Annotated in this window: 10 protein-coding genes and 1 pseudogene; 4 read left to right on the forward strand and 7 right to left on the reverse strand. The window is 71.0% G+C overall.

The features are described from left to right. Positions 1 to 16: 16 nt before the first annotated feature. The 4 genes from BME24068_RS08020 to BME24068_RS08035 all read left to right on the forward strand — a co-directional run bounded on the left by BME24068_RS08020 (position 17) and on the right by BME24068_RS08035 (position 4,244). Positions 17 to 997, forward strand: coding sequence for an ABC transporter permease (locus BME24068_RS08020; RefSeq protein WP_174925710.1), 981 nt, complete (start codon positions 17 to 19; stop codon positions 995 to 997). 37 nt (positions 998 to 1,034) lie between these two features. Beyond that, positions 1,035 to 2,003 carry an ABC transporter permease gene (locus BME24068_RS08025; protein WP_096504486.1) on the forward strand — a complete coding sequence of 323 codons (969 nt, stop codon included), beginning with the start codon at positions 1,035 to 1,037 and terminating at the stop codon, positions 2,001 to 2,003. Positions 2,004 to 2,012: 9 nt separating this feature from the next. After that, positions 2,013 to 3,734: an ABC transporter ATP-binding protein gene (locus BME24068_RS08030; protein ID WP_174925711.1), complete on the forward strand. Its 1,722-nt coding sequence runs from the start codon at positions 2,013 to 2,015 to the stop codon at positions 3,732 to 3,734. A gap of 165 nt (positions 3,735 to 3,899) precedes the next feature. Next, positions 3,900 to 4,244, forward strand: a complete 345-nt coding sequence (locus BME24068_RS08035; protein WP_096504816.1) for a DUF3088 domain-containing protein — start codon at positions 3,900 to 3,902, stop codon at positions 4,242 to 4,244. 74 nt (positions 4,245 to 4,318) lie between these two features. On the opposite strand, the gene BME24068_RS08040 is transcribed toward BME24068_RS08035, so the two are convergent. The 7 genes and pseudogenes from BME24068_RS08040 to BME24068_RS35270 form a co-directional block, all read right to left on the reverse strand. Continuing rightward, positions 4,319 to 4,906 carry a LysR substrate-binding domain-containing protein gene (locus tag BME24068_RS08040; RefSeq protein WP_174925712.1) on the reverse strand — a complete coding sequence of 196 codons (588 nt, stop codon included), beginning with the start codon at positions 4,904 to 4,906 and terminating at the stop codon, positions 4,319 to 4,321. A 186-nt stretch (positions 4,907 to 5,092) separates the two neighbouring features. Beyond that, complete coding sequence (locus tag BME24068_RS08045; RefSeq protein WP_174925713.1) at positions 5,093 to 5,929, reverse strand: thioesterase II family protein; 837 nt, start codon at positions 5,927 to 5,929, stop codon at positions 5,093 to 5,095. After that, positions 5,926 to 7,029, reverse strand: coding sequence for a Gfo/Idh/MocA family oxidoreductase (locus BME24068_RS08050; protein WP_174925714.1), 1,104 nt, complete (start codon positions 7,027 to 7,029; stop codon positions 5,926 to 5,928). Before BME24068_RS08050 ends, BME24068_RS08045 begins: the two co-directional genes overlap by 4 nt. Next, a complete protein-coding gene (locus BME24068_RS08055) occupies positions 7,026 to 8,156 on the reverse strand; it encodes a saccharopine dehydrogenase NADP-binding domain-containing protein (protein ID WP_174925715.1) in 1,131 nt (376 codons plus the stop codon). Before BME24068_RS08055 ends, BME24068_RS08050 begins: the two co-directional genes overlap by 4 nt. Further along, positions 8,153 to 13,693 (reverse strand): non-ribosomal peptide synthetase, encoded by a 5,541-nt coding sequence (locus BME24068_RS08060; protein ID WP_174925716.1) that lies wholly within the window; start codon positions 13,691 to 13,693, stop codon positions 8,153 to 8,155. The genes BME24068_RS08055 and BME24068_RS08060 overlap by 4 nt, the downstream gene beginning before the upstream one ends. Then, complete coding sequence (locus BME24068_RS08065; protein WP_203368136.1) at positions 13,690 to 20,406, reverse strand: non-ribosomal peptide synthetase; 6,717 nt, start codon at positions 20,404 to 20,406, stop codon at positions 13,690 to 13,692. Before BME24068_RS08065 ends, BME24068_RS08060 begins: the two co-directional genes overlap by 4 nt. Beyond that, a pseudogene (locus tag BME24068_RS35270) lies at positions 20,304 to 23,264 on the reverse strand (salicylate synthase); the annotation flags it as partial. The gene BME24068_RS08065 and the pseudogene BME24068_RS35270, both read right to left, overlap by 103 nt. Between the last annotated feature and the right edge of the window lie 50 nt (positions 23,265 to 23,314).

The following is a 23,314-nucleotide window of genomic DNA, read 5'->3' on the forward strand; positions in this document are numbered from 1 at the left end:
AAGAGGAGCGCCCCCGATGAATCGACGCGCACGCTGGCACACGATCGTGCGCCGCACCGCGTGGCAGGCCGTGCCGACCGTGGTCGGCATTGTGATCGTCAATTTCTTCCTGCTGAAGCTGATGCCGGGCGACGCGGCCGACGTGATCGCCGGCGAGGCCGGCTCCGCGACGGCCGAGACGATGACCCTGCTGCGCGCGAAGTTCGGGCTGGATCAGCCCGTCTTCCACCAGCTCGCCGCGTACCTCGCGAATCTGTCGCATTTCAGCCTCGGCTATTCGCCGCGCTACGACATGCCGGTGATGCAGCTGATCCTGTCGCGCCTGTCGAACACGCTGCTGTTGATGGGCGTCGCGCTGTCGTTCGCGCTCGTCGTCGGCGTCGCGCTGGGGGCCGTGATGGCGCACTGGGCCGGCAAATGGCCGGACCGCGTGCTGTCCGTGTTCGCGTTGCTGTTCTATTCGACGCCCGGCTTCTGGATCGGCCTGCTCGCGATCGTGCTGTTCTCGGTGCGCCTCGGCTGGCTGCCGAGCGGCGGCAACGTGACGATCGGCGCGCATGCGGGCGGCGTGGCGTATCTGGCCGACGTCGCCCGGCACGTGTTGCTGCCGGCGCTGACGCTGTCGACCTTCTTCGTCGCGATCTATGCGCGGCTCACCCGCGCGGCGATGCTCGAAGTGCAGCGGCAGGATTTCGTGCGCACGGCGCACGCCAAGGGGCTGCATCCGTGGCGCGTCACCGTCGGCCACGTGCTGCGCAATGCGCTCGTGCCGCTGACCACCGTCGTCGGCATGCATTTCGGCACGCTGCTCGGCGGCGCGGCCGTCACCGAAACCGTCTTCAGCTGGCCGGGGCTCGGCCGGCTCGCGCTCGATGCGGTGCTCGCGCGCGATTTCAGCGTGCTGCTCGGCGTGCTGCTGCTGTCGTCGATGCTGGTGATCGTCGCGAACGCGCTGGTGGACCTGTTGCAGGCATGGCTCGACCCGCGGGTCGAGTAAGGCATTTTCCGTCGTTGTTCTCGCGCAGAGGAGTGCAATGCGTACCGATTCGTCGAATTTCGATTCCGCCGCCGCTCACGCCGGGGCGCCCGGTTCGCCGTGGCGGCGCCAGCTCGCCGGCGCGCTGTTCGGCCGCCGTGGGGCAGGCGCGCCCGTGGCCGGCCCGGCGCGGCCGGGCGCATGGCGGCTGTTGCTGCGCAATCCGTCGGCGTGCGCGGGGCTCGTGCTGCTGGCGGCGTTCGTCGTGCTCGCGATCGCCGCGCCGACGCTGTTTCCGGGCGATCCGCTCGACATGGTCGCGACGCCGTTCGAATGGCCGGGCGCCGATCCGCAATACTGGCTCGGCACCGACTCGCTGGGCCGCGACGTCGCGGCCGGCATTGCGCACGGCACGCGCGTGTCGTTGCTGATCGGCGCGGCGTCGGCCGCGATCGGCCTGGCGATCGGGACGCTGGTCGGCGCGATCGGCGGCTACTTCGGCGGGATCGTGGACAACGTCCTGGTGCGCGTGACCGAGCTGTTCCAGACCGTGCCGTCGTTTCTGCTCGTGATCGTGATCGTCGCGATCGGCCGGCCGGACGTCGTCGTGATCGCGCTCGCGATCGGCATCGCGTCGTGGCCGACCGTCGCGCGGATCGTGCGGGCCGAGTTCCGCACCCTGCGGCGCGCGGACTTCGTGATCGCCGCGCGGACGCAAGGCTTCGGCGACGCGCGCATCATCGTCGGCGAGATCCTGCCGAATGCGCTGCCGCCCGTGATCGTCACGGCGTCGGTGATGGTCGCGAGCGCGATCCTGATCGAATCGTCGCTGTCGTTCCTCGGCATGGGCGATCCGAACGTGGTGAGCTGGGGCGCGATGATCGGCTTCGGCCGCGACTCGCTGCGCACCGCGTGGTATCTGACCGCGATCCCGGGCGCCGCGATCGTCGTCGCCGTGCTCGCGCTCAATCTGCTCGGCGACGGGCTCAACGATGCGCTGAACCCGCGGCTGCGGCACCGCCACTGAGGAGCGACGATGGCCACGCTGCTTGAAGTACGCGACCTGTGCGTCGGATTCGGCGCGCACGACGCGGTGCGGGGCGTGAGCTTCGACATCGCAGCCGGCGAGACGCTTGCGCTCGTCGGCGAATCCGGCTGCGGCAAATCCGCCACCGCGCTGTCGCTGATGCGCCTCGTGCCCGAGCCGGGCCGGGTGACGGGCAGCATCCGGTTCGACGGGCAGGATCTGCTCGCGCTGAAGCCCGCCCGGATGCGCGACCTGCGCGGACGGCAGATCTCGATGATCTTCCAGGAGCCGATGACGTCGCTCAATCCGGTGCTGCCGATCGGCGCGCAGATCGTCGAGACGTTGCGCCAGCACGCGCCGCTGTCGCGCCGCGCCGCGCACGCGCGGGCCGTCGAACTGCTCGACCTGGTGCGGCTGCCGGAGCCGCAGCGCCGCGTGTTCGACTATCCGCACGAGCTGTCCGGCGGGCAGCGCCAGCGCGTGATGATCGCGATCGCCGTCGCCTGCCGCCCGCGCCTGCTGATCGCCGACGAGCCAACGACCGCGCTCGACGTGACGATCCAGTCGCACATCCTCGCGCTGCTGGATACGCTGCGGCGCGAACTGTCGATGTCGTTGCTGCTGATTACCCACGATCTCGGCGTCGTCGCCGATCACGCGGACCGCGTCGCGGTGATGCTGGCCGGCCGCAAGGTGGAAGAGGCGCCGGCGGCGGAGTTGTTCGCGCGGCCGCGCCATGCGTACACGCGCGGGCTGCTCGGCGCGTCGCTGAATCTCGCGGACGATCTGCACTATCGCGGCTGGACGCTGCCGGAAATCCGCCACGGCGCAAGCGATGCGGAGGGCGGTTTCACCGTCGTGCCGCGCGCGGCGCGCACGACGCCGTACGTGTCGCCGGTGCCTGCGGTTTCGGCCACGCGCACGCCGGCCGCGAACGATCCGCCGCCGTTGCTGGCGGTACGCAACCTGAGCGTCGACTATGCACAGCGGCAGTCCAGGACGCCGCTGCGCGCGGTGGACGACGTCTCGTTCGACATCGCGCGCGGCGAATCGGTCGGCCTCGTCGGCGAGTCGGGCTGCGGAAAATCGACGCTGTCGCGAGCGATCCTACGCGTCGCGCCGGTTGCGCAAGGCGAGATCCGGCTGAACGGCACGGATCTCGTGCCGCTCGACGAGCGCGCGCTGCGCCCGTTGCGGCGGCAGGTCCAAATGGTGTTCCAGGATCCGTATGCATCGCTCAATCCGCGCCGCACGGTCGAGCAGATTCTCGATACGACGCTTGCCGTCAACGGCGTGACGGACGCCGCGGCGCGCCGTTCGCGGGTGCGGACGATACTGGAGCGCGTGCGCCTGCCGTCGACCGCGCTCGGCCGGTTTCCGCACGAATTCTCGGGCGGGCAGCGGCAGCGGATCGCGATTGCGCGGGCGCTGGTGCTCGAACCGTCGCTGCTGATCTGCGACGAGCCGGTGTCGGCGCTCGACGTGTCGATCCAGGCTCAGATCCTGAACCTGCTGGTCGACCTGAAGGCGCAGCTCGGTCTCGCGTTCCTGTTCATTTCGCACGACCTGTCGGTCGTCCGCTACATCGCGGATCGCGTGCACGTGATGCAGCGCGGACGAATCGTCGAGAGCGGCGATCATCTCGAGCTCTGGCGCGCGCCCCGGCATCCGTACACACGGACGCTGCTCGACGCGATACCGGGGAGCAGCCGCGACGCGCGCGTGGCCTGAAGCGGGGCCGCGCGCTCGCATATCGATCGAAGCATTCGTTGGTTGGCAGGTGCCGGCGCCGCGCATAGAGTCGCGAATCCGGCCGCCGGCCGGCGCGGGCCGTGAACGGACGATGCGCAGCGAGTCCGGACGCGGCGCCCCGAACCCACCTGGGAGTTGATTGCGATGAGTCGAGACGTATTGTTTCTGCTGGAGCCGGGCTTCAGTGATCCGAAGTATCCGGGCGAGCGCTTCGTCTGCCCGCACGGGCTGTCGATCGAAGGGTTGCTCGCGAGCGATCCGGCACGCGCCGCGCGCGTCGACGTGAGGCGCGTCGGGTTCGAGCGACCGCGCCACGCGGTGATCGACGCACTCGACGACGCCCATCAGGGGCTGCCGGTGCTCGTGCTCGGCAGCGACCAGCCGGCACCGGACGATGCCGGGACGCTCGGCGACGTCCGCTTCGTCAACGATGCGCGTCGCATCGTCGAGCTACTGGCCGAGCGCCACGGTTTTCCGAAGGTGCATTGACGAAACCGGATGCCGTGGCCGGCCGATGCGGTACGTCGGGCGGCCAGGGTTGACGGTCGTGGCGTGCCGGCCGCTCAGGCCGTGACCGCGTGAGCAGGCGCCGAGCGGAACGCGCTGACGAGCGTGCGCAGCGCCGCGCGCACCTGTGCGTCGGTGGTCGCCGAATACAGCACGATGTCGCGGGTCGGCAGCGGCGGCAGCCCGAGCCGCGGACCGACATCCTCGGTACCCGGCGGCGCGACGCGGCACGCGAGCGGCGCGACTGCCAGCCCCGCCTGCACGGCGGCCGCGATCGTGCCGATCCCGCCACCGACGAATACCTCGACCCACGGCACGCCGGCGGCCTGCAGCGCGCTGACCGCCATTGCCCGTATGCGGCACGGCGCGGCCTGCGTCGCGAGCCGCAGCGGCTCGCCGTCCCGCTGCGTCCAGCCGGGCGCAGCCATCCATCCGAACGGTTCGGCCTGCAGCGTATCGCCGTCGCGCCGGCTGTCGTCGTGGCGCAGCACGAATGCCGCATCGAGCTCGCCGCGATCGAAATCGGCCTCCACGTCGCGCGAGCTCGAGACCCGCAGTTCCACCAGCAGCCCCGGATCCGCGCGATGCACGTGGCCCAGCAGCAGCGGCAGGTCGGGGCCGACGATGTGATGGCTGATCCCCACCTCATCTTACGGCACGATGGATACGCAGTAGCTGTGGTTCGTCGCGGCCGGCGGTCTCGATCGGGGCGAGGCCGCCGCTCGCGGCGTCGGCCTCGCGGGCAGCGCTGCCGTGAATACTGCATATGCGGTATTTGCCCGTGCGAATCGGGTGCGGTACCGCGCGAGCAACGGCGCCCATCGCACGAGTCACGGCAGCGGCGCCCCGGGTGACGCGATCCCGCCTGTTGTGCCGAGCATCCGGAAATCCGCAGCCTGCTGGACCTCCGGCAAGCCGGCGAGCAGGTTCGCGATCACGGCGCCGGCATGACGTTGCAGATAGAAATGCCCGCCGTCGAACTCGCGCAGCGTACAGTCGCGCGACGTCAGGTACTGCCAGTCCCGCGCATCCTCGCGCGTCACTTCGCCGTCGTCGCGCCCGATGAAGACGTCGATCGGCAACGGCAGGCGCACGGGATCCACCACCGCGCGATAGGTTTCGATCAGGCGATAGTCGTTGCGCACGATCGGCATCACGAGCGCGCGCAGGTCGTTGGAGGTGCGCAGCGACGACGCGGTGCCGCCGAGCCGGACGATCTCGTCGCACAGCTCGGCGTCGCCCGCCGTATGCCAGTGGCCCGGGCGATGCCGATGCGGCGGCTCGTGCGCCGATACGACGAGCCGCCGCGGCAGTCGCGTGCCGCGCCCGAGCAGTTCGACGCAAAGCTCGTATGCGATCGCCGCCCCCATGCTGTGACCGAACAGCAGATAGGGGCGGTCGGCGATGTCGGCAACGGCGTCGGCAAGCTGCCCCGCCATCGCCGGCATCGCATCGATCAGCGCGTCATCGATCCGTTCGTCGCGGCCCGGATACTGCACGGCCAGCAGCTCGACCTCATCGGGCAACTGTGCGGCCCAGCCGCGAAAGAAACCGGCGGTGCCGCCCGCATGGGGCAGACAGACGATCCGCGCGCGGGCCAGCGGCCTCGGCGCGTCGTTGCGGAACCAGGGCGAGCGAATCGGGCGACGGTAGGGCATCAGGTTCATCGGGGCAAGGTCTCGTTCAGATGAGCGGCGATCTCGTCGGCGGACAGCGGTGCGGCTTCGGGCGGACGGATCGAGCGCGGCGCGCCGAGCGACGACGCGAGGTCGCCCCAGAGCTGCGTCGCGGCCAGCGTTCGCTGTTGCCGCGCGCTGTCCGGCCGGCCGGTGACGATCGTCGCGTGAAAGCGCAGCAGCGCGTCGCGCGCGGCATCGGCCCACACGCGCGCGAACGTGTCGTGGAAGCTCGGCGCGTCGGCAGGGCCGAGCAGCGACGCCACCGGCACCGCGAGCGCATCGTGGCGTGCCGACAGGTCGAGCACGCCGTCGTCGCGACGTTGCAGGCGCATTCGCGGCTGCCAGAGCAGCTGGCCGTGGCTGTTGGTCAGCGTCAGCGTGCCGGCATCGGTGCCCAGCGAGATCTGGTGGAACAGATGGATGTGGTTGTCGGGATCCGCGGGATCGAATTCGTTCTGCACGCGCAGCGTCAGCGGTATCCCGCCGATGCGGCCCGTCAGGCTCGAGAACGGACCACGTTCGGCGTCGGCCGCCGGCTGCATCGCGAACGACCACGGTCGCAACTGGCCGAGCGCCTGCCCGAGGATGTCGATCAGCGGATACATCACGTGAACGCTGCAGGCCGCATCGACGAACAGCGGCCGGCCGCGGCCGAGTACCAACTGGCTCGCGGCAATGAATCGCGCGACGGGCGCGACGTCGGGATAGAAGCCGTTCAGCCGGTAGTGGCAACCCGTCTCGCGCGCGGCGCGCAGCAGGCCGGCGAATTCGTCGTGATGGACCGGCTGCTCCTGGATCACGTGGATGCCGCGCGCGAGCAGCGCCCGCGCGATGTCGGTGCCCGCGCCGCCGACCACGCTCGATCGCACCACGACGCAGGCCATGTCGATCCCGTCGGGCAACTGCTCGACACCGGTGTAGAACGGCACGCCGCGCGATTCGGCGCACGCGCGTGCGAACGGGCCGCCGCGGGCGAGGATGCCGGCCAGTTCGAAATGCGCGGGTGCGGCGGCGAGGCCGTTCAGATAAGCCTGCCCGAAGGTCGTGCCGCAGACGAGCACGCGCAGGCGGCGCGGGTTCGCCGTCATATCGCCCCCTCGTCGATGCCGGCGGTCGCGCACCCGGCCGCTTCCGTCACGCTGAACGATTCGATCGCGCGCGTAGCCAGCAGGTCGTCGTGCAGCGCGTTCCAGTCGAGCAGTTGGGCGGCACGCATGACACCCGGCGCGGGCGGCGCCTCGATCAACCGTCGTGCCGCCGCCGCGGCGATCGTGCCCGTCAGCCGGTAGCTGTCGGCTGCGTGCAGCACGGCGCGCAGCCGCAGCGGCTTGCCCGCCCGCTCGCCGGCCGCATCGATCACGAGACGGTAGTACGGTGTTTGCCCGGCAAGATCGAGCCGGGCGGTTTCGACGAGATCCGCGACGGCTTCGTCGAGCGCGTCCGGTCCGGCTTGACGGAGTCGCACGACGCCGCGTCCGATCGCGTCGGCCGCGCGCGACGACGCGAACACGCCGTGCCACTGCGCGTCGCGGATGCCGAGGTCGGCGGCAAGCGCGGCCCATTCGTCGCTGAGAAACGGCTGCACGTGAACCTCGTCCGGAAAGCCGGCGATCCGGGTCATGCCGGCGGCGGCCGGGGCGCCCGTCACGCGCCGCCCGGCGCGCCATGCCGCGCCGGACGAACCGAAGCCCTGCGCGGTGCTGAGCAGTACGTCGGCCGCGGCGCCGGGCGTACACGCCTCGCGGCCGCCCGACCAGCCGGACAGCGCGTCGATCCGGTCGAAGTGGCACGCGGCGAGCCAGCGCGGCACGATTGCCGAGAGGCCCGGATAGATGCCCGCGCAGTGGACGACACGCCGAGCCGGAGCCAGCGGGCGCATGGCGAGGGGCGCGCTCAGCGCGCGATCGCCGAACGCGTCGACGTAGTCCGCGCCGACGGCATCGGCCGCGCGTGCGATGCGCTCGGCGATCCGCACCGACGGCCCGGCCGCGTTGAGCACGACCGTGCAGCCGTGGCAGAACGCGGCCAGCGATGCCGCGTCGTCGATGTCGAGCTCGCGCCGGTCGACGTGCGGATCGTTGCCCTCCGGAAACCCGCCGCGCCGCATGCGATAGCCCGCCCGCACCGCATGATGCCCGCCGGCGAGGAGGGTCGCGCGCGCGGCGCTGCCGACCGCGCCGCGCGCGCCGACGATGCCGACCACGGGGGCGCTCATGCGGCCTCCCGCAGCAGGATTCGCGACGCGACCGCCCCGACGTGCGGGGGCTGGAGGCACGACAGATGATTGCCGGCAATCTGTTCGATGTCGAGGCCGCCCAGCGCGATCGCGGTCCAGAACGACCGCATGTCGGGCTGCAGGCCCGGCAGGAAATGCAGCGCTTCGTCGTCCTGCAGCAGATGCAGGTCGCCCGTGAACGGCTCGGGCCGGTAGCGCGCGACCGCGTCGAGGCTGTGACGAAATACGCGGAACAGCGCGCCGACCTGATCGGGCGTGACTTCCCAGGCCCTGGACGAGACCGTTTTCGCCAGCGCGGCGAGCCGCTCGCCGGCCGGTTGCCGTGCGAGCCGCGCATAACAGTCGCCGACCGCGCCGTGTTCGCCATTCAGCGCGGCAAGGCAGCCGGCCGGCAAGTGCTCGCCGTGCCGCTCGCGCACGGCGAGCAGCGCGCGTTCGAGCTGGATGTCGTCGACCGCATGGCCGGCCGCCGCGATGTCGGCGCCGAGCAGGCCGCCGAATGCGCGTTCGAGCAGCAGTTCGTCGTCGATCCGGAAGCGGAAGCGGTCGCTGCTGATCACGGTGACGGGATCGAGCGCCGCGCCGCGCTCGAGCAGGACGCGGCCCAGTTCGTTCGCAAGCAGGCCGCCCATGCAATAGCCGATCAGGTGGACGCGTCGCGCGCCGCGCGCGAGCAGCAAGTCGGCATACTCGAGCGCGAGCGACGCGATCAGTTCGGCCGGATCGCGCGCCAGATAGGCCGTGGCGTCGGGCACCGTGATGCCGACGATCTCGCCGACCCGTTCGGGCGCGTCGGCCAGCAGCGGCAGCAGCGCGCGGTAGGGCGCGAGCGTGCCGCTGCCGTCGTGCAGCACGACGTGGATGCGCTCGCCGGGACGGCGCGCCGGCGCGAGCACCACGAGCGGCGAGAGGCGCGCCGCCTCGTCGCCAGGGCCGGCCGCCGCGCTGCCGCTCGTCATCCGGCGACCCAGCGCCGCCGCCGCGCCGGCCACGGTCGGCGCGCGCAGGATCTCGCGCATCAGCCGATCCCATTCCCAGTCGCGCGCCTCGACCAGATGTTCGCGCATGCGCGCGACCACCTGCGCGATCAGCAACGAATCGCCGCCCGCGCGGAAGAAGTCTTCGTCGCGGCCGAGCCCGCTACGGCCGAGCGCGGTTTCCCAGAGGGCGGCAATGCGCGCCTCGAGTTCGTCGCGCGGCCGTTCGGCGACGGTCGCGGCGGCACCGGGCCGGCCGGCTGCAACCGCGCGGGCACTCAGCGCCGCGCGGTCGACCTTGCCGTTGCGCGTCAGCGGCAGCGCGCGCAGGACTTCGATGCGCGACGGCAGCATCGCGGCCGGCACCCGTTCGCGCAGATGGTCGACGAGCGCCGTTTCGCGCAGCACCGCATGCTGTTGCGGAAAGCGCACGACGAATGCGACCTGGCCGACGCGCGCGAGCGGATCCCCGGCGTCGGGGTACGCGGCGAGCAACTCGCCGCCGGCCGCATCGAACATGCGCTGCCATTGCTCGCGCGTGAAGAAGGTCTGGTCGAGTGCGTCGCGTTCGTCGACGAAGCCCGACAGTCCGCTCTGGAACTCCATCGACGTCATCAGCGCGGCGATCTCGCGCGTCGCCTCGATCACGATCAGCGTGCAACCGGGCGCGCCCAGCTCGCGCAGGCGGTCGATCACGGTCGGAGCGTGCTTCGCGTTGTGCAGCACGTTCGAACAGACGATCACGTCCCAGCTGCCGGCCGTGAGACCCTGCGCGACGTAGTCGTGATTGAGGTCGAACAGGCCGTAGCGGACCCACGGCGTGTCCGCGTGGCGCTCGCGCGCCTCGTTGAGAAAGAATGGCGACACGTCGCTGTACAGGTAGTCGACGGGAACATCGGCCAGCGCGGGAATCAGCGCGCGGCTCGTGCCGCCGACGCCCGCGCCGATTTCCAGCACGCGCAGCGGACGGCGCGCGCTGGCGGCCGGCGTCGCGTCGCGCGCGATCTCGCGTGCGGCCGCACAGACCACGGCGTTCATGCAGCGGTTCACGAGGTTGTCGTTGTAGGCAGCGACGGCGGTATCGAGCTTGCCCTGCGGGAACAACAGGTCGAGCGGATCGACTTCGCTGCGCAGCAGGCCGCCCAGATGCGCGCCCGAGTCGCGCAGATAGCGCAACAGTTCGGCGCTGTAGTGGATCTGCGATTCCAGTTGCTGCAACGTGGCCCAGTCGCGCGCGGCTTCGTCCGGCGCCGGTTCGCGGCGGAGTGTCCAGCCGTCGCCGCCCGTGCCTGCCCGCTCGATCCAGCCGGCGTCCTGAAGGCTGCGCAGCCAGCGCCGCATCAACCGGCGATGCTCGGGCGCGGTGCCGGTGCGCGCGACGATCGCGTCGAGATCGTGGACGCCCTGCGTATCGGCGAACAGGCCGGCCGTGCGCAGCGCGGCGAGCATGTCGTGGCGCGCGACGTCGTCGGCCGTCTCGATCCAGCGCACGAGCGCCGGCCGGTCGAGCGTCGCGACACTCGCGTCGCCGGCCGTGCGGGCCGCCGCGGCGATCCGCCGACCTGCGTCGCGCCCGTCGACCGGTGCACAGGCCTGCGCTTCGACGTAGACGGCGAGCCGGCGCTCGGCAGGTCCGTCGCCGCAGGCGACGGCGGCGGCTGCCGCGACGCCCGGATACGACTGCAGCGCGGCCTCGATCTCGCCGAGTTCGATCCGGTGGCCGCGGATCTTGACCTGACTGTCCTCGCGGCCGAGGAACTCGATCACGCCATCGGCGCGGTAGCGGCCGAGGTCGCCGGTGCGATAGAGCCGGCCGAGCCCGGCACGCGAGGCGTCGACGAAGCGCGCGGCCGTGCGCTCCGGATCGTGCAGGTAGCCGAGCGCGAGCCCGGCACCGCCGATATGCAGCTCGCCCGGCACGCCGTTCGGGCACGAACGCATCCGCGCATCGAGTACGTGGAAGGTCTGGTTGACGAGCGGCGTGCCGTAGGGGATGCCGCGCGCATCGGCCGGTACGTCGACCACGTCGTGCCAGATCGACCAGATCGCGGCTTCGGTTGCGCCGCCGAGGCTCGCGACGCGCAGATCCGGGCAATGCGCGCGGATCGCGGCGGGCAGGCCGACCGGAATCCAGTCGCCCGACAGCATCGCAAGCCGCAGCGCGCGCGGCGCCGCGTCCGGCTCGCTGTCGAGATGGCTGACGAGCATTTGCATCTGCGCCGGCACGGAATTCCAGATCGTCACCGCGTGGGCGTTTGCGAGTGTGGCCCAGTGAGACGGATCGCCGCGCCGCGCGGGCTCGGGCAGCACGAGTGCGGCGCCCGCCGCGAGCGTGCCGAAGATGTCGTAGACGGAAAGGTCGAACGCGAGGCTCGCGAGGCCGAAGACGCGATCGCGTTCGCCGACGGCGAAGCGCGCGTTGAGATCGACGATCGTGTTCAGCGTGGCCGCATGGCTCATCATCACGCCCTTGGGCACACCGGTCGTGCCCGACGTGTAGATCACGTAGGCGAGACGATCCGGCGCGACGCGCGTCGGTGCGGTATCGGTGGCCGTGTCGCCTGCGCAGGCGGCGAGTGCGCAAGCGTCGAGCACCGCGATGCCGTCGGGCCAGCCCGCCTCGCGATGCGCCGCATCGGTCAGCACCGCGCGCACGCGCGCATCGGCGAGGATCGTGTCGCGTCGCGCCGCCGGCTGGTGTGGATCGAGCGGCAGATAAGCGGCACCGGCGAGCTGCACGCCAATCGCGGCGGCGATCTGCGCGGCCGACTTGTCCATGGCGATCGCGACGCATTCGCCGGGGGCGCAGCCGCCTGCGCGCAGCGCGTCGGCCAGCGCGACGGCCTGCGCGTACAGCGCACCGTACGAGGTCGTGCCGCGCACGTCGATCACGGCCGGCGCATCGGGTTGCCGGCATGCGCGGTCGACGAAGCCGTCGTAAAGCAACCCGTCGGGCAGCGGCGCGGCGGTATCGTTCACGCGCGCGCGGCAAGCCCGTGTCGCGGGCGGCAGTTCGAGCGGATCGGCCGCATCCCACGCGGCGGCATCGTCGGCCAGCCGGTCGAGCAGCGACGCGAACGATGCGAACGCATCGTCGATCGTGCCGGGCGCGAACACGCCGTCGCGCACGTCCCAGTTCAGGTACAGCGCGCCGCCGCGTTCCGCGACCTGGCAGTCGAGCCAGACCTGCGGCGTTTGCGTGATCCCGTAACCGAGCCGCGCGCCACGCATGAATTCGCCGCTTGCGTCGTCCGTCGCACCGTCGATGCCGAGCGTGCTCGTGAATACGACCGGCATGATCAGGTCGCGTCGCGCGTGTTCGCGCGCCAGCTCCCGCAGCACGTCGATGCCGGTGAACGTCGAATGTTCGAGATCGTCCCAGAGTCGCTGCTGCAGGGCGCGCGCACGTTCGTCGAAGCGTTCGCCGTCCTCCGCCCGCACTTCGAGCACGTTGACCGACGTGAAGTCGCCGACGATCCGGTCGACGTCGGGATGCAGCGGCGGGCGGTTCAGCACCGTTACGTTCAGGCAGAACGCCGGCTGCCGCGACCAGCGATCGACGGTTTGCGCGAATGCGGCCAGGATCGCGCCCGACGGCGTGACGCGGTGCTCGCCGGCCAGTGTGCGCAATGCGGCCCAGCGCGCCGGCGGCAGGGTCAGCGCATGGCGGCGGAAGCTGGCCGGTGCCGACTCGCTGCGTTCGATGGTGGGCAACTCGGGCGCGAGCGGCAGCGCCGGCAGGCGCGCGAGCCAGTAATCGCGATCGCGGTCGCGACGGGCGCGTCGCGACGGCAGGTCGCGCATGCGGCGCTCGGCGAGCAGCACGTCGCGGAACGTCGCGCCCGGCAACGGCAGCGCGGCGTCGGGTTCGCGGATGAACCGGTCGAGTTCCTCGAGCATGATGCGGATGCTGACGAAATCGGCGATCAGCAGGTCGAGCGACAGATGCAGGCGGCTGCCGCTGTCGGCGCGGCTCAGGCGCAGTTCGTACAGCGGCCACGCATCGGGCGTGTAGCGGCGCGTCGCGAGCGTGTCGCGGGTCAGATTGCGGGCGGCGTCGACTTCAGCGGCGGCGCGCCCGCGCAGATCGTCGACGACGAGCGGCGGCGGCACGACGTCTTCGAGCACGCGTTGCGAACCGGACGGCGATACCACCGCGCGCAGCATCTCGTGACGGCCGATCACGCGATGCCACGCGCGTTCGACGCGTGCCGGGTCGAGATCGTCGTCGAGGTCGAGTTCGACATAGCCGTGGCAGCCGACGCCGCCGTAATCGTAGGCTTCGCCGCGACCGACCAGATAGGCTGCCTGCACGTCGGTCAGCGGAAACGGCGCGTGACGCCCGGCCGGGTCTGCGTCGACGCGCATCGCCTCGGCCTCGGTCAGATGCGCGACGAGCGCCGCCTTGTGTTCGCGCAGCAAGGCCTTGCGTGCTTCGGTCAGGGTGCCGGCCGGTGCACGAAAGCGCAATTCGCCGGCTTCGGCCCAGAGCAGGACGCCGAGTGCTTCGAGTTCGGCGATCAGCGAAACGGGAGTCATAAGGTGCCTTCTTCGTGAGTGGATTCGATGATGTCGACGGGCGACGCCTGCACCGCGCGCAGCCACGCGGCCTGGGTGGCGACGCTCGGCATCGCGAAGACCTGGCGCAGCGTCAGGTGGCCGGCGTCGAGGCCGTCGCGGCGGATCGCGTCGATCAGCCTGGCGGCGCGCAGGCTGTCGCCGCCGAGCCGGAAGAAATCGTCGTGGCGCGCGATGTCAGCATGGCCGAGCACCTGCGACCAGAGCGCGGCGAGTTGTCGTTCGAGCGGATCGGCCGGTATGTCGCGCCGGGTGTCGCGTTGCGCGGTTTCGGCGAATTGCCGGGCGAGCGCAGCGCGGTCGAGCTTGCCGTTCGCACTGAGCGGCAGCGCGTCGAGCGCGAGCCAGTGCGACGGGATCATGTAGTCGGGCAGCAGCGCGCGCAGCGCATCGGTCAAGGTGCGCTCGTCGAGCGGCGTATCGGTCACGACGGCAGCCGCGAGCGACGGCGGCGCGCCGGTGACGAGCGCGATCGCATGGCGAACGCCCGGCTGCGCGAGTAACGCGGTCTCGATCTCGCCGAGTTCGATGCGGTGGCCGCGCAGCTTGATCTGGTGATCGCGACGGCCGAGGAACTCGAGCGTGCCGTCGGGCCAGTAGCATCCGAGGTCGCCGGTGCGGTACCAGCGTTGGCCTTCGTGCATGACGAATGACGCGGCGGTGCGTTCCGGGTCGTCGCGATACCCGAGCGCGACGCCGGCGCCACCGATCCAGAGTTCGCCGGGGACCCAGTCCGGGCAATCGCGCCCGCGAGAATCAACGACGCGGTATCGCTGGTTCGCCAGCGGCGTGCCGTACGGAATCGAGCGCCAATGCCCGGGGAGGGGCGTGGGCACGTCGCAGAAGTTCGACCAGATCGCGGCTTCGGTTGCGCCGCCCATCGCGATGAACCGTGCGCCGGGCGCGATGCGCGCGAGTCGTGCGGGCAAATCGAGGCCGATCCAGTCGCCTGACGCGAAGGCGAGCCGCAGCGGCAAGGGTTGGTCGCCAGCCGCGATGAGCAGCATGTCCAGCAGCACGGGCACGGTGTTCCAGAGGGTGACGCGATGCGAGCGCACGAGGTGAAGCCAGACATCGGGCTCACGGCGATCTGCCTCGCCGACGAGCACGACGGCGCCGCCGACCCTGAGCAGCCCGAAGATGTCGTAGACGGACAAATCGAAGTCGAGGGCGGAGATCGCCAGCACGCGGTCGTCGGGGCCGACGTCGAAACGCCGGTTCAGGTCATCGATCGTATTGGCGGCCGCGCGATGGCTGATTTCGACGCCTTTGGGCTCGCCGGTGGAGCCCGAGGTGAAGATCACGTAGGCGGGATCGTCCGGCGAAATGGCGCAAGGCGCGGCTAGCGGTTCACGGGTCGACGCTTGGGCGATGTCGATGATGTCGGCATCGAGTCCGGTCAGTGCCGGGCGATGAGATGTATCGCCGAGCGCGTGACGAATCCCGGCACGCTGGTGAATCCGCGCCTGCCGCGCAACAGGCTGCGCTACACCGACCGGCACATAGCAGCCGCCCGCGGCGAGCACGCCGAGCACGGCGACGATCTGATCGGCGCCGCGCGGCAACGTGACGGCCACGGGGTCGCCCGCGCGCACACCGTGTTCGCGCAGCAGCGCGGCGACGCGCAGTGCGCGCTCGACCAGGGCGCGATAGCTCAACGGCTGACCGTCGACATCGATCAGCGCGACGCGTTCCGGCGCCAGTGCGGCCTGTTCGAACACCGGCAGATGCAGCGTGCGGGGCGCGATTGCGGCGTCAGTCGCATTGACCCGATCGCGCACGGCCTGCTGCGCGCCCGGCAACGCGCGAGAAGCCGCCGCCGTCCACACCGTCTCGTCGTCGGCAAGTCGGCCGACCCACTCGAGATAAGCGTCGAACATCGCGTCGACGAGTCCGTCAGGGAACAGCCCCCGCACGTAATCCCACGACAGCACGAGTTCGCCGCGATGTTCGAATACCTGATGGTCGAGCCAGACCTGCGGCGTTTCCGACAGGCCGCCGTCGGCCAGATCCGGAAAGCCGTCGGGCAGACGATCGAAGAAATCATCGGCGAGGCCGAGCGTGCTCGTGAACACGACCGGTAGCGCCGCCGCCTGCATGCCGACCGTGCGTGCCCGCTCGCGCTGGATCCAGACCGACGACACGGTCCGGTGTTCGAGCACCTCGGCAACGTGCTGCTGAACCGCCGTCGCGCGCGCCGTCCAGCTTTCGTCGCCCGGCGCGTCGAAGCCGACCGGCGCGAGCGCGGTGAAGTCGCCGACGATCCGCTGCACGTCGGGATGGATGTCCCGACGGTCGAACAGCGTCAGGTTCAGCGTCAACGCCGTGCCGCCGCTCCAGGCTGCCAGGATCTGCGCGTAGGCCGTCAGCAGCACGACCGACGGCGTGAGCCCGTGGCGCTGCGCGTGATCGCGCAGCCGCCGCCATTGCGGCGCCGGCAGGCGTGCGGCGCGGCGCACGAACGTTGCGGCACCGAACGACGCCGGGTCGCGTGCGACCGGAAGCGCCGGGGCGGGCGGCAGCCTGTCGACGCGCGCGCGCCAGTAGCGCAGCGCGGCATCGGTCGGCGTGGCGTCGTCGAGCGATTGCGTCACGTAATCGCGGAACGTGAGTGCGGGCGGCGCGGGGACGCGCGCCGGGTCGCGATAGAGTTCGGCCAGCTCGCCGAGCAGCAGCTTGACGCTGTAACCGTCGAGCGTCAGGTAGTCGAAGAACAGGCCGATCCGGCAGCGTTCGCCGCAGTACGGCACCGCATGCGCGACATGCAGCGGATGCAGCGCACGCGAGCGGTCCCGTGCGTGCCAGAGCGCGGCGATGCGTTCGCGCGCGGCCTGGGCATCCGCCACCGGCGTCCCGATTCGCAGGCCGGTGTCGGGCATCGGGCGCGCGACCGCTTGCCGTCCGTCTTCGTCGACGGCCGCACGCAACATGTCGTGGCGATGCCAGAGCGCGCGCCAGGCGGCGTCGAAACGGGCGAGATCGACGCCGCCGCCGTCGAGTTCGAGCAGATAGGTGGTGCCCCCGTGCAACGGCAGACCGTCGGACTGACCCATCCAGTACGCGCGCTGGATCTCGGTCAGCGGGAACGGTTCGTGACGGTGTTCGGGCGCAGGGTGCAACGCGACGGCGACGGCAGGCCGTTGCCCGACGCTGACGCCGGACTGCCGCCAGATCGCCGCGAAATCGGCGAGCACCGGTTTCGCGAACAGGCGGCGCAGCGGTTCGTCGGCGGACCACCCGTCGCGCTGAAGCTGTGCGACGAGTCGCGTCGCGAGCAGGCTGTCGCCGCCAAGCCGGAAGAAGTGACCGGTGCGCGATATCGACGGCTGCGCCAGCAGCGTGCGCCACAGGCCGGCGATATGCCGTTCGACTGGACCTTCGGGCGGCGCGTCGTCGTCCGGCGCGGCGGCGATGGCCTGCATGAAGCGTTCGGCGAGCGCGCGGCGGTCGAGCTTGCCGTTCGCACTGAGCGGCAGCGCGTCGAGCGCGAGCCAGTGCGACGGGATCATGTAGTCGGGCAACAGTGTGCGCAACGCATCGGTCAAGGTGCGCTCGTCGAGCGGCGTATCGGTCACGACGGCGGCCGCAAGCGACGGCGGCGCGCCGGTGACGAGCGCGATCGCATGGCGAACGCCCGGCTGCGCGAGTAACGCGGCCTCGATCTCGCCGAGTTCGATGCGGTGGCCGCGCAACTTGATCTGGTGATCGCGGCGGCCGAGGAATTCGAGCGTGCCGTCGGGCCAGTAGCGTCCGAGGTCGCCGGTGCGATACCAGCGTTGACCTTCGTGCATGACGAACGACGCGGCGGTGCGTTCGGGATCGCCGCGATAACCGAGCGCGACGCCGGCGCCACCGATCCAGAGTTCGCCGGGAACCCAGTCCGGGCAATCGCGCCGTTGAGAATCAACGACGCGGTATTGCTGGTTCGCCAGCGGCGTGCCGTACGGAATCGAGCGCCAATGCCCGGGGAGGGGCGTGGGCACATCGCAGAAGTTCGACCAGATCGCGGCTTCGGTTGCGCCGCCCATCGCGATGAACCGTGCGCCGGGCGCGACTCGCGCGAGTCGTGCGGGTAAATCGAGGCCGATCCAGTCGCCTGACGCGAAGGCGAGCCGCAACGGCAAGGGCTGGTCGCCTGCTGCGACGAGCAGCATGTCGAGCAGCACGGGCACGGTGTTCCAGAGGGTGACGCGATGCGTGCGCACGAGGTGAAGCCAAACATCGGGCTCACGGCGATCTGCCTCGCCGACGAGCACGACGGCGCCGCCGACCCCGAGCAGCCCGAAGATGTCGTAGACGGACAAATCGAAGTCGAGGGCGGAGACCGCCAGCACGCGGTCGTCGGGGCCGACGTCGAAACGCCGGTTCAGGTCGTCGATCGTGTTGGCGGCCGCGCGATGGCTGATTTCGACGCCTTTGGGTTCGCCGGTGGAACCGGACGTGAAGATCACGTAAGCGAGGTCGTCGGCCTCGGTCGCGATCGGTGCAGCCAGAGGCTCGTATATCGCGGCGGCGGCAATGTCGATCACGTGTGCATCGAGTTCCGTCAACGCGATGCGATGGGCCGCATCGCTGATGACATGACGAATCCCGGCACGCTGGTGAATCCGTGCCTGTCGCGCAACGGGCTGCGCCACACCGACCGGCACGTAGCAGCCGCCCGCGGCGAGCACGCCGAGCACGGCGACGATCTGATCGGCGCCGCGCGGCAACGTGACGGCCACGGGGTCGCCCGCGCGCACACCGTGTTCGCGCAGCAGCGCGGCGACGCGCAGTGCGCGCTCGGCCAGGGTGCGGTAGCTCAACGGCTGGCCGTCGATATCGACCACCGCGACGCGCTCCGACGCGAGCGTGGCCTGTTCGAACACCGGCAGATGCAGCGTGCGGGGCGCAAGTGCCGCATCGGTTGCATTCGCCCCGGCGCGCACTTCGCGCTGTGCGTCGGACAACATGGCCGTTGCCGGCGCCTGCCACGCACCGTCGTCGACGGCCAACCGTTCGACGAACCGGACGTAGGCCGCGAACATCGCATCGATCAGCCCGTCCGGAAACAACGCATCGACGGCATCCCAGGCAAGCAGCAGCGCGCCTTCCTCCTCGTAGACCTGATGGTCGAGCCAGACCTGCGGCGTCTGCGAAATCATGTAGCCGAGCGTGCCGAACGCCGCGCGTACGACGGTATCGACGAGCGGCGTGCCGAGATTGCAGGCGAACACGACGGGGGCGAAGCTGCGCTCGCCGTCCGCACGCAGCGCGAGTTCGCGCTGGACGCGCACGCCCGACCACGCACCGTGTGCGACATCGGCGTGACATTGCGCCTGAAACGCGCGCGCCCGCTCGCCGAACGCGCAGGTCGTGCCGCAATCGGCCGCGACGAGCAGCAAGCTGGTGAAATCGGCGATCACGTCGTCGAGGCCGGGCGTGTCGCCGTGACGGTCGAACAGCGGCAGGTTGAGCAAAAAGCGCGGCGTGGCGCTCCAGGCGGCGAGCGCTTCGGCATACGCGGCGGCGAGCGCCATCGCGGGCGTGACGCGCGCGGCTGCGGCGAACCGCTGGAACCCGGCCCATTGCGCCGGCGACAGCCGGTGCAGGCGGCGCGAGAACCGTGGCGCGGCGAGCGACTCGGGCGCGCGGCGCAGCGGCAGTTGCGGGCCGCCGGGCAAGTCGGCCAGCCGGTCGCGCCAGTAGCGCGCGGCTTGCGCCTCGTCGCGGCCGGCCGCGCGAGCGGCCAGGTGATGCCCGAAATGCCAGTCCGCCGGCGCGCGCGGCGGGGTGCCGTCGGCGTAGCACGTCGCGAGATCGCGCAGGATCACGCCCAGGCTTTGCACGTCGGCAACGAGCAGGTCGACGTCGAGATGAAGCCGGGTCGCGCCCCCGGGCAGCAGGCTCAGCGACAGCCCGGCGACCTCGCCGTCCTCGACGCGCAGCCGGCGGTGCGAGCACGCGTCGCGTACGGCGTCGAGTTCGGAGACGAGCGCCTTGCCGGCCAGCGCCCGCAGGTCGCGCAGCACGATTCGGCGCGTCGACGGCGCGGCCTCGGCAAGGATGCGCTGGCGGCCGTCGTCGTCGAAGCGCGCACGCAACATGCCGTGATGCGCGAGCAACGCGGCCCACGCGCTGGACAGCCGCGCGAAGTCGACGTCGCGGCCGTCGAGTTCGAGATACGCGTGGCAGCCGACGCCGCCGAGCACCTGCTCGTCGCGGCGGCCGATCCAGTACGCATGCTGCACGTCGGTCAGCGCGAACGGAGCGTCGTCGGGGGGCTCCGCCGCCTGCACCGCGGCTTCCCGCTCCGGCACGGCTGCGGCACGCCGCCTGGCGAACAGCGGCCACCAGTCCGCGAGGCGCGGCGACTCCATCAGCTGCGCGAAATTGACGTCCGCACCATCCTTGCGCCACTCGCTGACGAGTCGCATCAACTGTAGCGAATCGAGCCCGAGTTCAAGCAGATGCGCGTCGTCGGCCGGCAGCCGGCCGGGCTCGTCCAGCGCCTCGGCGATCTGTGCGCGAATCCGGTCGCGGTCGACGGTGCCGCGCGGGCAGGGCACGGCGCTCATGCGCGCACCTCGGCGCCGGCCAGGAAGCGCGACACGCTCGTCAGCTTCTCGCGCGTTTCCTCGAGTTCCCGCTCGGGCGTCGACATCGCGACCACGCCGGCGCCGGCCTGCAGCCACGCGCGGCCGCCGTCGACGAACATCGAGCGCAGCACCAGCGCGGCGTCGAGCGCACCGTCGCTGTCGGCGATCAGCACGCAGCCGCTGTAGAGGCCGCGCGGGCCCGGCTCCAGATGGCCGATCGCGTCGATCGCGTGGCGCTTCGGAATGCCCGACGCCGTCACGGCAGGAAACAGCGCCGCGAACGCGTCCCATGCGCTGCGTTGCGCGGCAAGCCGGCCGCGCACGCGCGAGCCGAGATGCTGTACCGTGCCGCGCCGGCACACCTGCATGAACTCGACGACGTTGACCGTGCCGGGCGCGCAAACCGGCAACAGTTCGTCGACCGCGAGCTTGACCGAAACGGCATGCTCGGCGATTTCCTTCGGGTCGCGCAGCAGGTCGGCGCGAAGGCGCGCTTCCTCGTCGGGCGTGTCGCCGAGCGCGCGCGTGCCGGCCAGCGGTTGCGTCGACACGAGGCCGTCGGCGGCCACCTCGACCACCGTTTCGGGACTGAAGCCGGCGCTTTCGAATCCGTCGCGGCGCAGCAGGAACGAGCGCGCCGGCTGATTCGCACGACGGCCTTTCAGGTAGCTGGCGGGAAGGTCCAGCGCGCCGTCGACGGGCACCGCGCGCGACACGATCACCTTGTCGTAGTCGCGCGCGTCGATCTGCGCGACCGATCGGGCGACGCGCTGCCGGTAAGGTTCGGCGTCGGCACCGGCGATGTCGGCGGTGACGCCCTGGCGCTCGACGGTCGTATCGGTGCCGGAGAGATCGCCGGCCGCGGCATCGATCCGGGCGAGCCGGGAGATCCACGCGTCGATCAGCGTGTCGTCCACGGCGCGGATCGTCGCCGCACCGTCATGAACGCGCAACTCGACGACCGGCGCGATCAGATGCAACAGCGGCCGGGTCGCGAGGGTCGACGGCAGGCCGTACAGCTCGCGTGCCAGCTCGAAATCGGCGGTGCCGTAGAGCCGGTAGCCGTCGACGGGCCAGTCCGCCAGCGCGCGCGACACCGCGGCCGGCACCGTATCGAGCGGCCAGCTTCGATCCTCGTTGCGATAGCTCAGTGTCGCGCGCCGGGTATCGACGCGCACGTCGGCCAGTACGCCGATACCGATCGACCATTCGCCGTCCCGCTCGTACACGGTGTAGCTTGCCTCGTCGAGATCGCGTGCGATAGCGACGGCCATCGGCAACGCATGCCGCGTCGTCGCGACGGTGCGTTCGCGATAGGCGGCCCGGCAGGCGTCCCGATCGCCGCGGTGTGTCGCGGCCTGCCCGGCCAGCCGCCGCCGGTCGACCTTGCCGATCTTCGTCAGTGGCCACGTGTCGGCGGTTTCGAGCTGATCGGGCAGCTTGTGACGCGCGAGGCCGCGTTCGCGCAGGAAGTGATGCAGTTCTCTCAGGTTCGGCGCCCCCGTCGGCGCAATCACGAACGCACAGCTGCGTTCGCCGAGCACCAGATCGGCAACCGCGACGACGACCGCGTCGTCGATGGCCGGATGCGCGCGGAGGTGTTGTTCTATTTCCGCGATGGCGATCTTCTCGCCCGCACGGTTGATCTGTTCCTTGAGCCGCCCTTCGACGATCAGGTTGCCGTCGGGCGTGAGCCGCACGAGGTCGCCCGAACGGTAGAAGCCCGCCGCGGTGAATGCGGCGGCTTCGGCCGCGCCGCCGCGCCAGTAGCCTCGGATCGTGTACGGACCGCGCGTCAGCAGCTCGCCGGTCTCGCCGGGCGCGACGTCGGCGCCGTTCGCGTCGACGATGCGGATCTCGTCGTCGGGCGAGAGCGGGCGCCCCTGCGTGTGCAGGACGATGTCGTCGCCGTCGCCGGGGCGCGTGTAGCAGAGCAGGCCCTCCGCCATCCCGAATACCTGCTGCAACGTACAGCCGAACGCCGGAGCGACGCGCTGCGCGATGTCGGCCTCGAGGCGTGCGCCGCCGACCTGCAGCAAGGTCAGGCTCGACAGATCGGCCGCGTCGCCGTCGCGCGCCTGCAGCCATTGCCGGACCAGTTGCGGCACCAGCGCGGTCATCGTCACGCGCTCGCGCTCGATCAGCGGGAAGGCTTCGTCGCTGCCGGGCGTGCGTGCCATCACGACGCGTCCGCCGGCGGCCAGCGTGCCGATCAGGCCCGGACAGGCGAGCGGGAAGTTGTGCGCGATCGGCAGGGCAGCCAGATAGACGGTTTCCGCATCCATCCCGCAAAGCCGCGCCGAAGCGAGCGCGTTGTAGCCGTAGTCGGCGTGCGTGCGCGGAATCAGCTTCGGTGCGCCGGTCGTGCCGCCCGATTGCAGCAGCAGCGCGACGTCGTCGGGATCGACCGCGGTCGCCGATACGTACGGCGCGGGGCTGCCGTCGTCGAGCGCCGCGAGCGCCGCATGCGGGCCCGCATCGCCGTCGATCAGCACGTGCCGCAGCGACGGGCAGCGCTCGCGCAATGTCTGCGCCATCGGACGGTAGTCGAAACCGAGGAAGCGGTCAGGCATGACACAGGCCACCGGCGCGGCGCGCGTGCAGAACGATTCGAGATCGGCAAGCCGTTGCGACGGCATGGCGAGCAGCGGCAGCGCGCCGATCCGCAGGAGAGCGAACAAAGTGGCGACGAAGGCGGTGCCGTTCGGCAATTGCAGCAGCACGACGTCGCCGCGCGTCACCCCCAGCCGCACAAGGCCGGCGGCGAGACGGTCCGCACGCCGGTCGAGTTCGGCATAGCTGCAGCGCGCGGCGCCGTCCACCAGTGCGACGCGCTCGCCGTGGCGCGCCGCCCATTCGCGCAGGCGCTCGCCGAGCGTCACGCGTTGCCAGTCTCCGTGCACATCATGCCGCGGCAGGGAGGATTCGTTCCGGGCGACAGCAGAAGCATTCATCGACGTCTCCGTAAAGCTGCACGTAGGTGCATCAAAGTGAAGTGAATGAG

It is taken from the genome of Burkholderia anthina, from assembly GCF_902498995.1.
GTDB lineage: Bacteria > Pseudomonadota > Gammaproteobacteria > Burkholderiales > Burkholderiaceae > Burkholderia > Burkholderia anthina.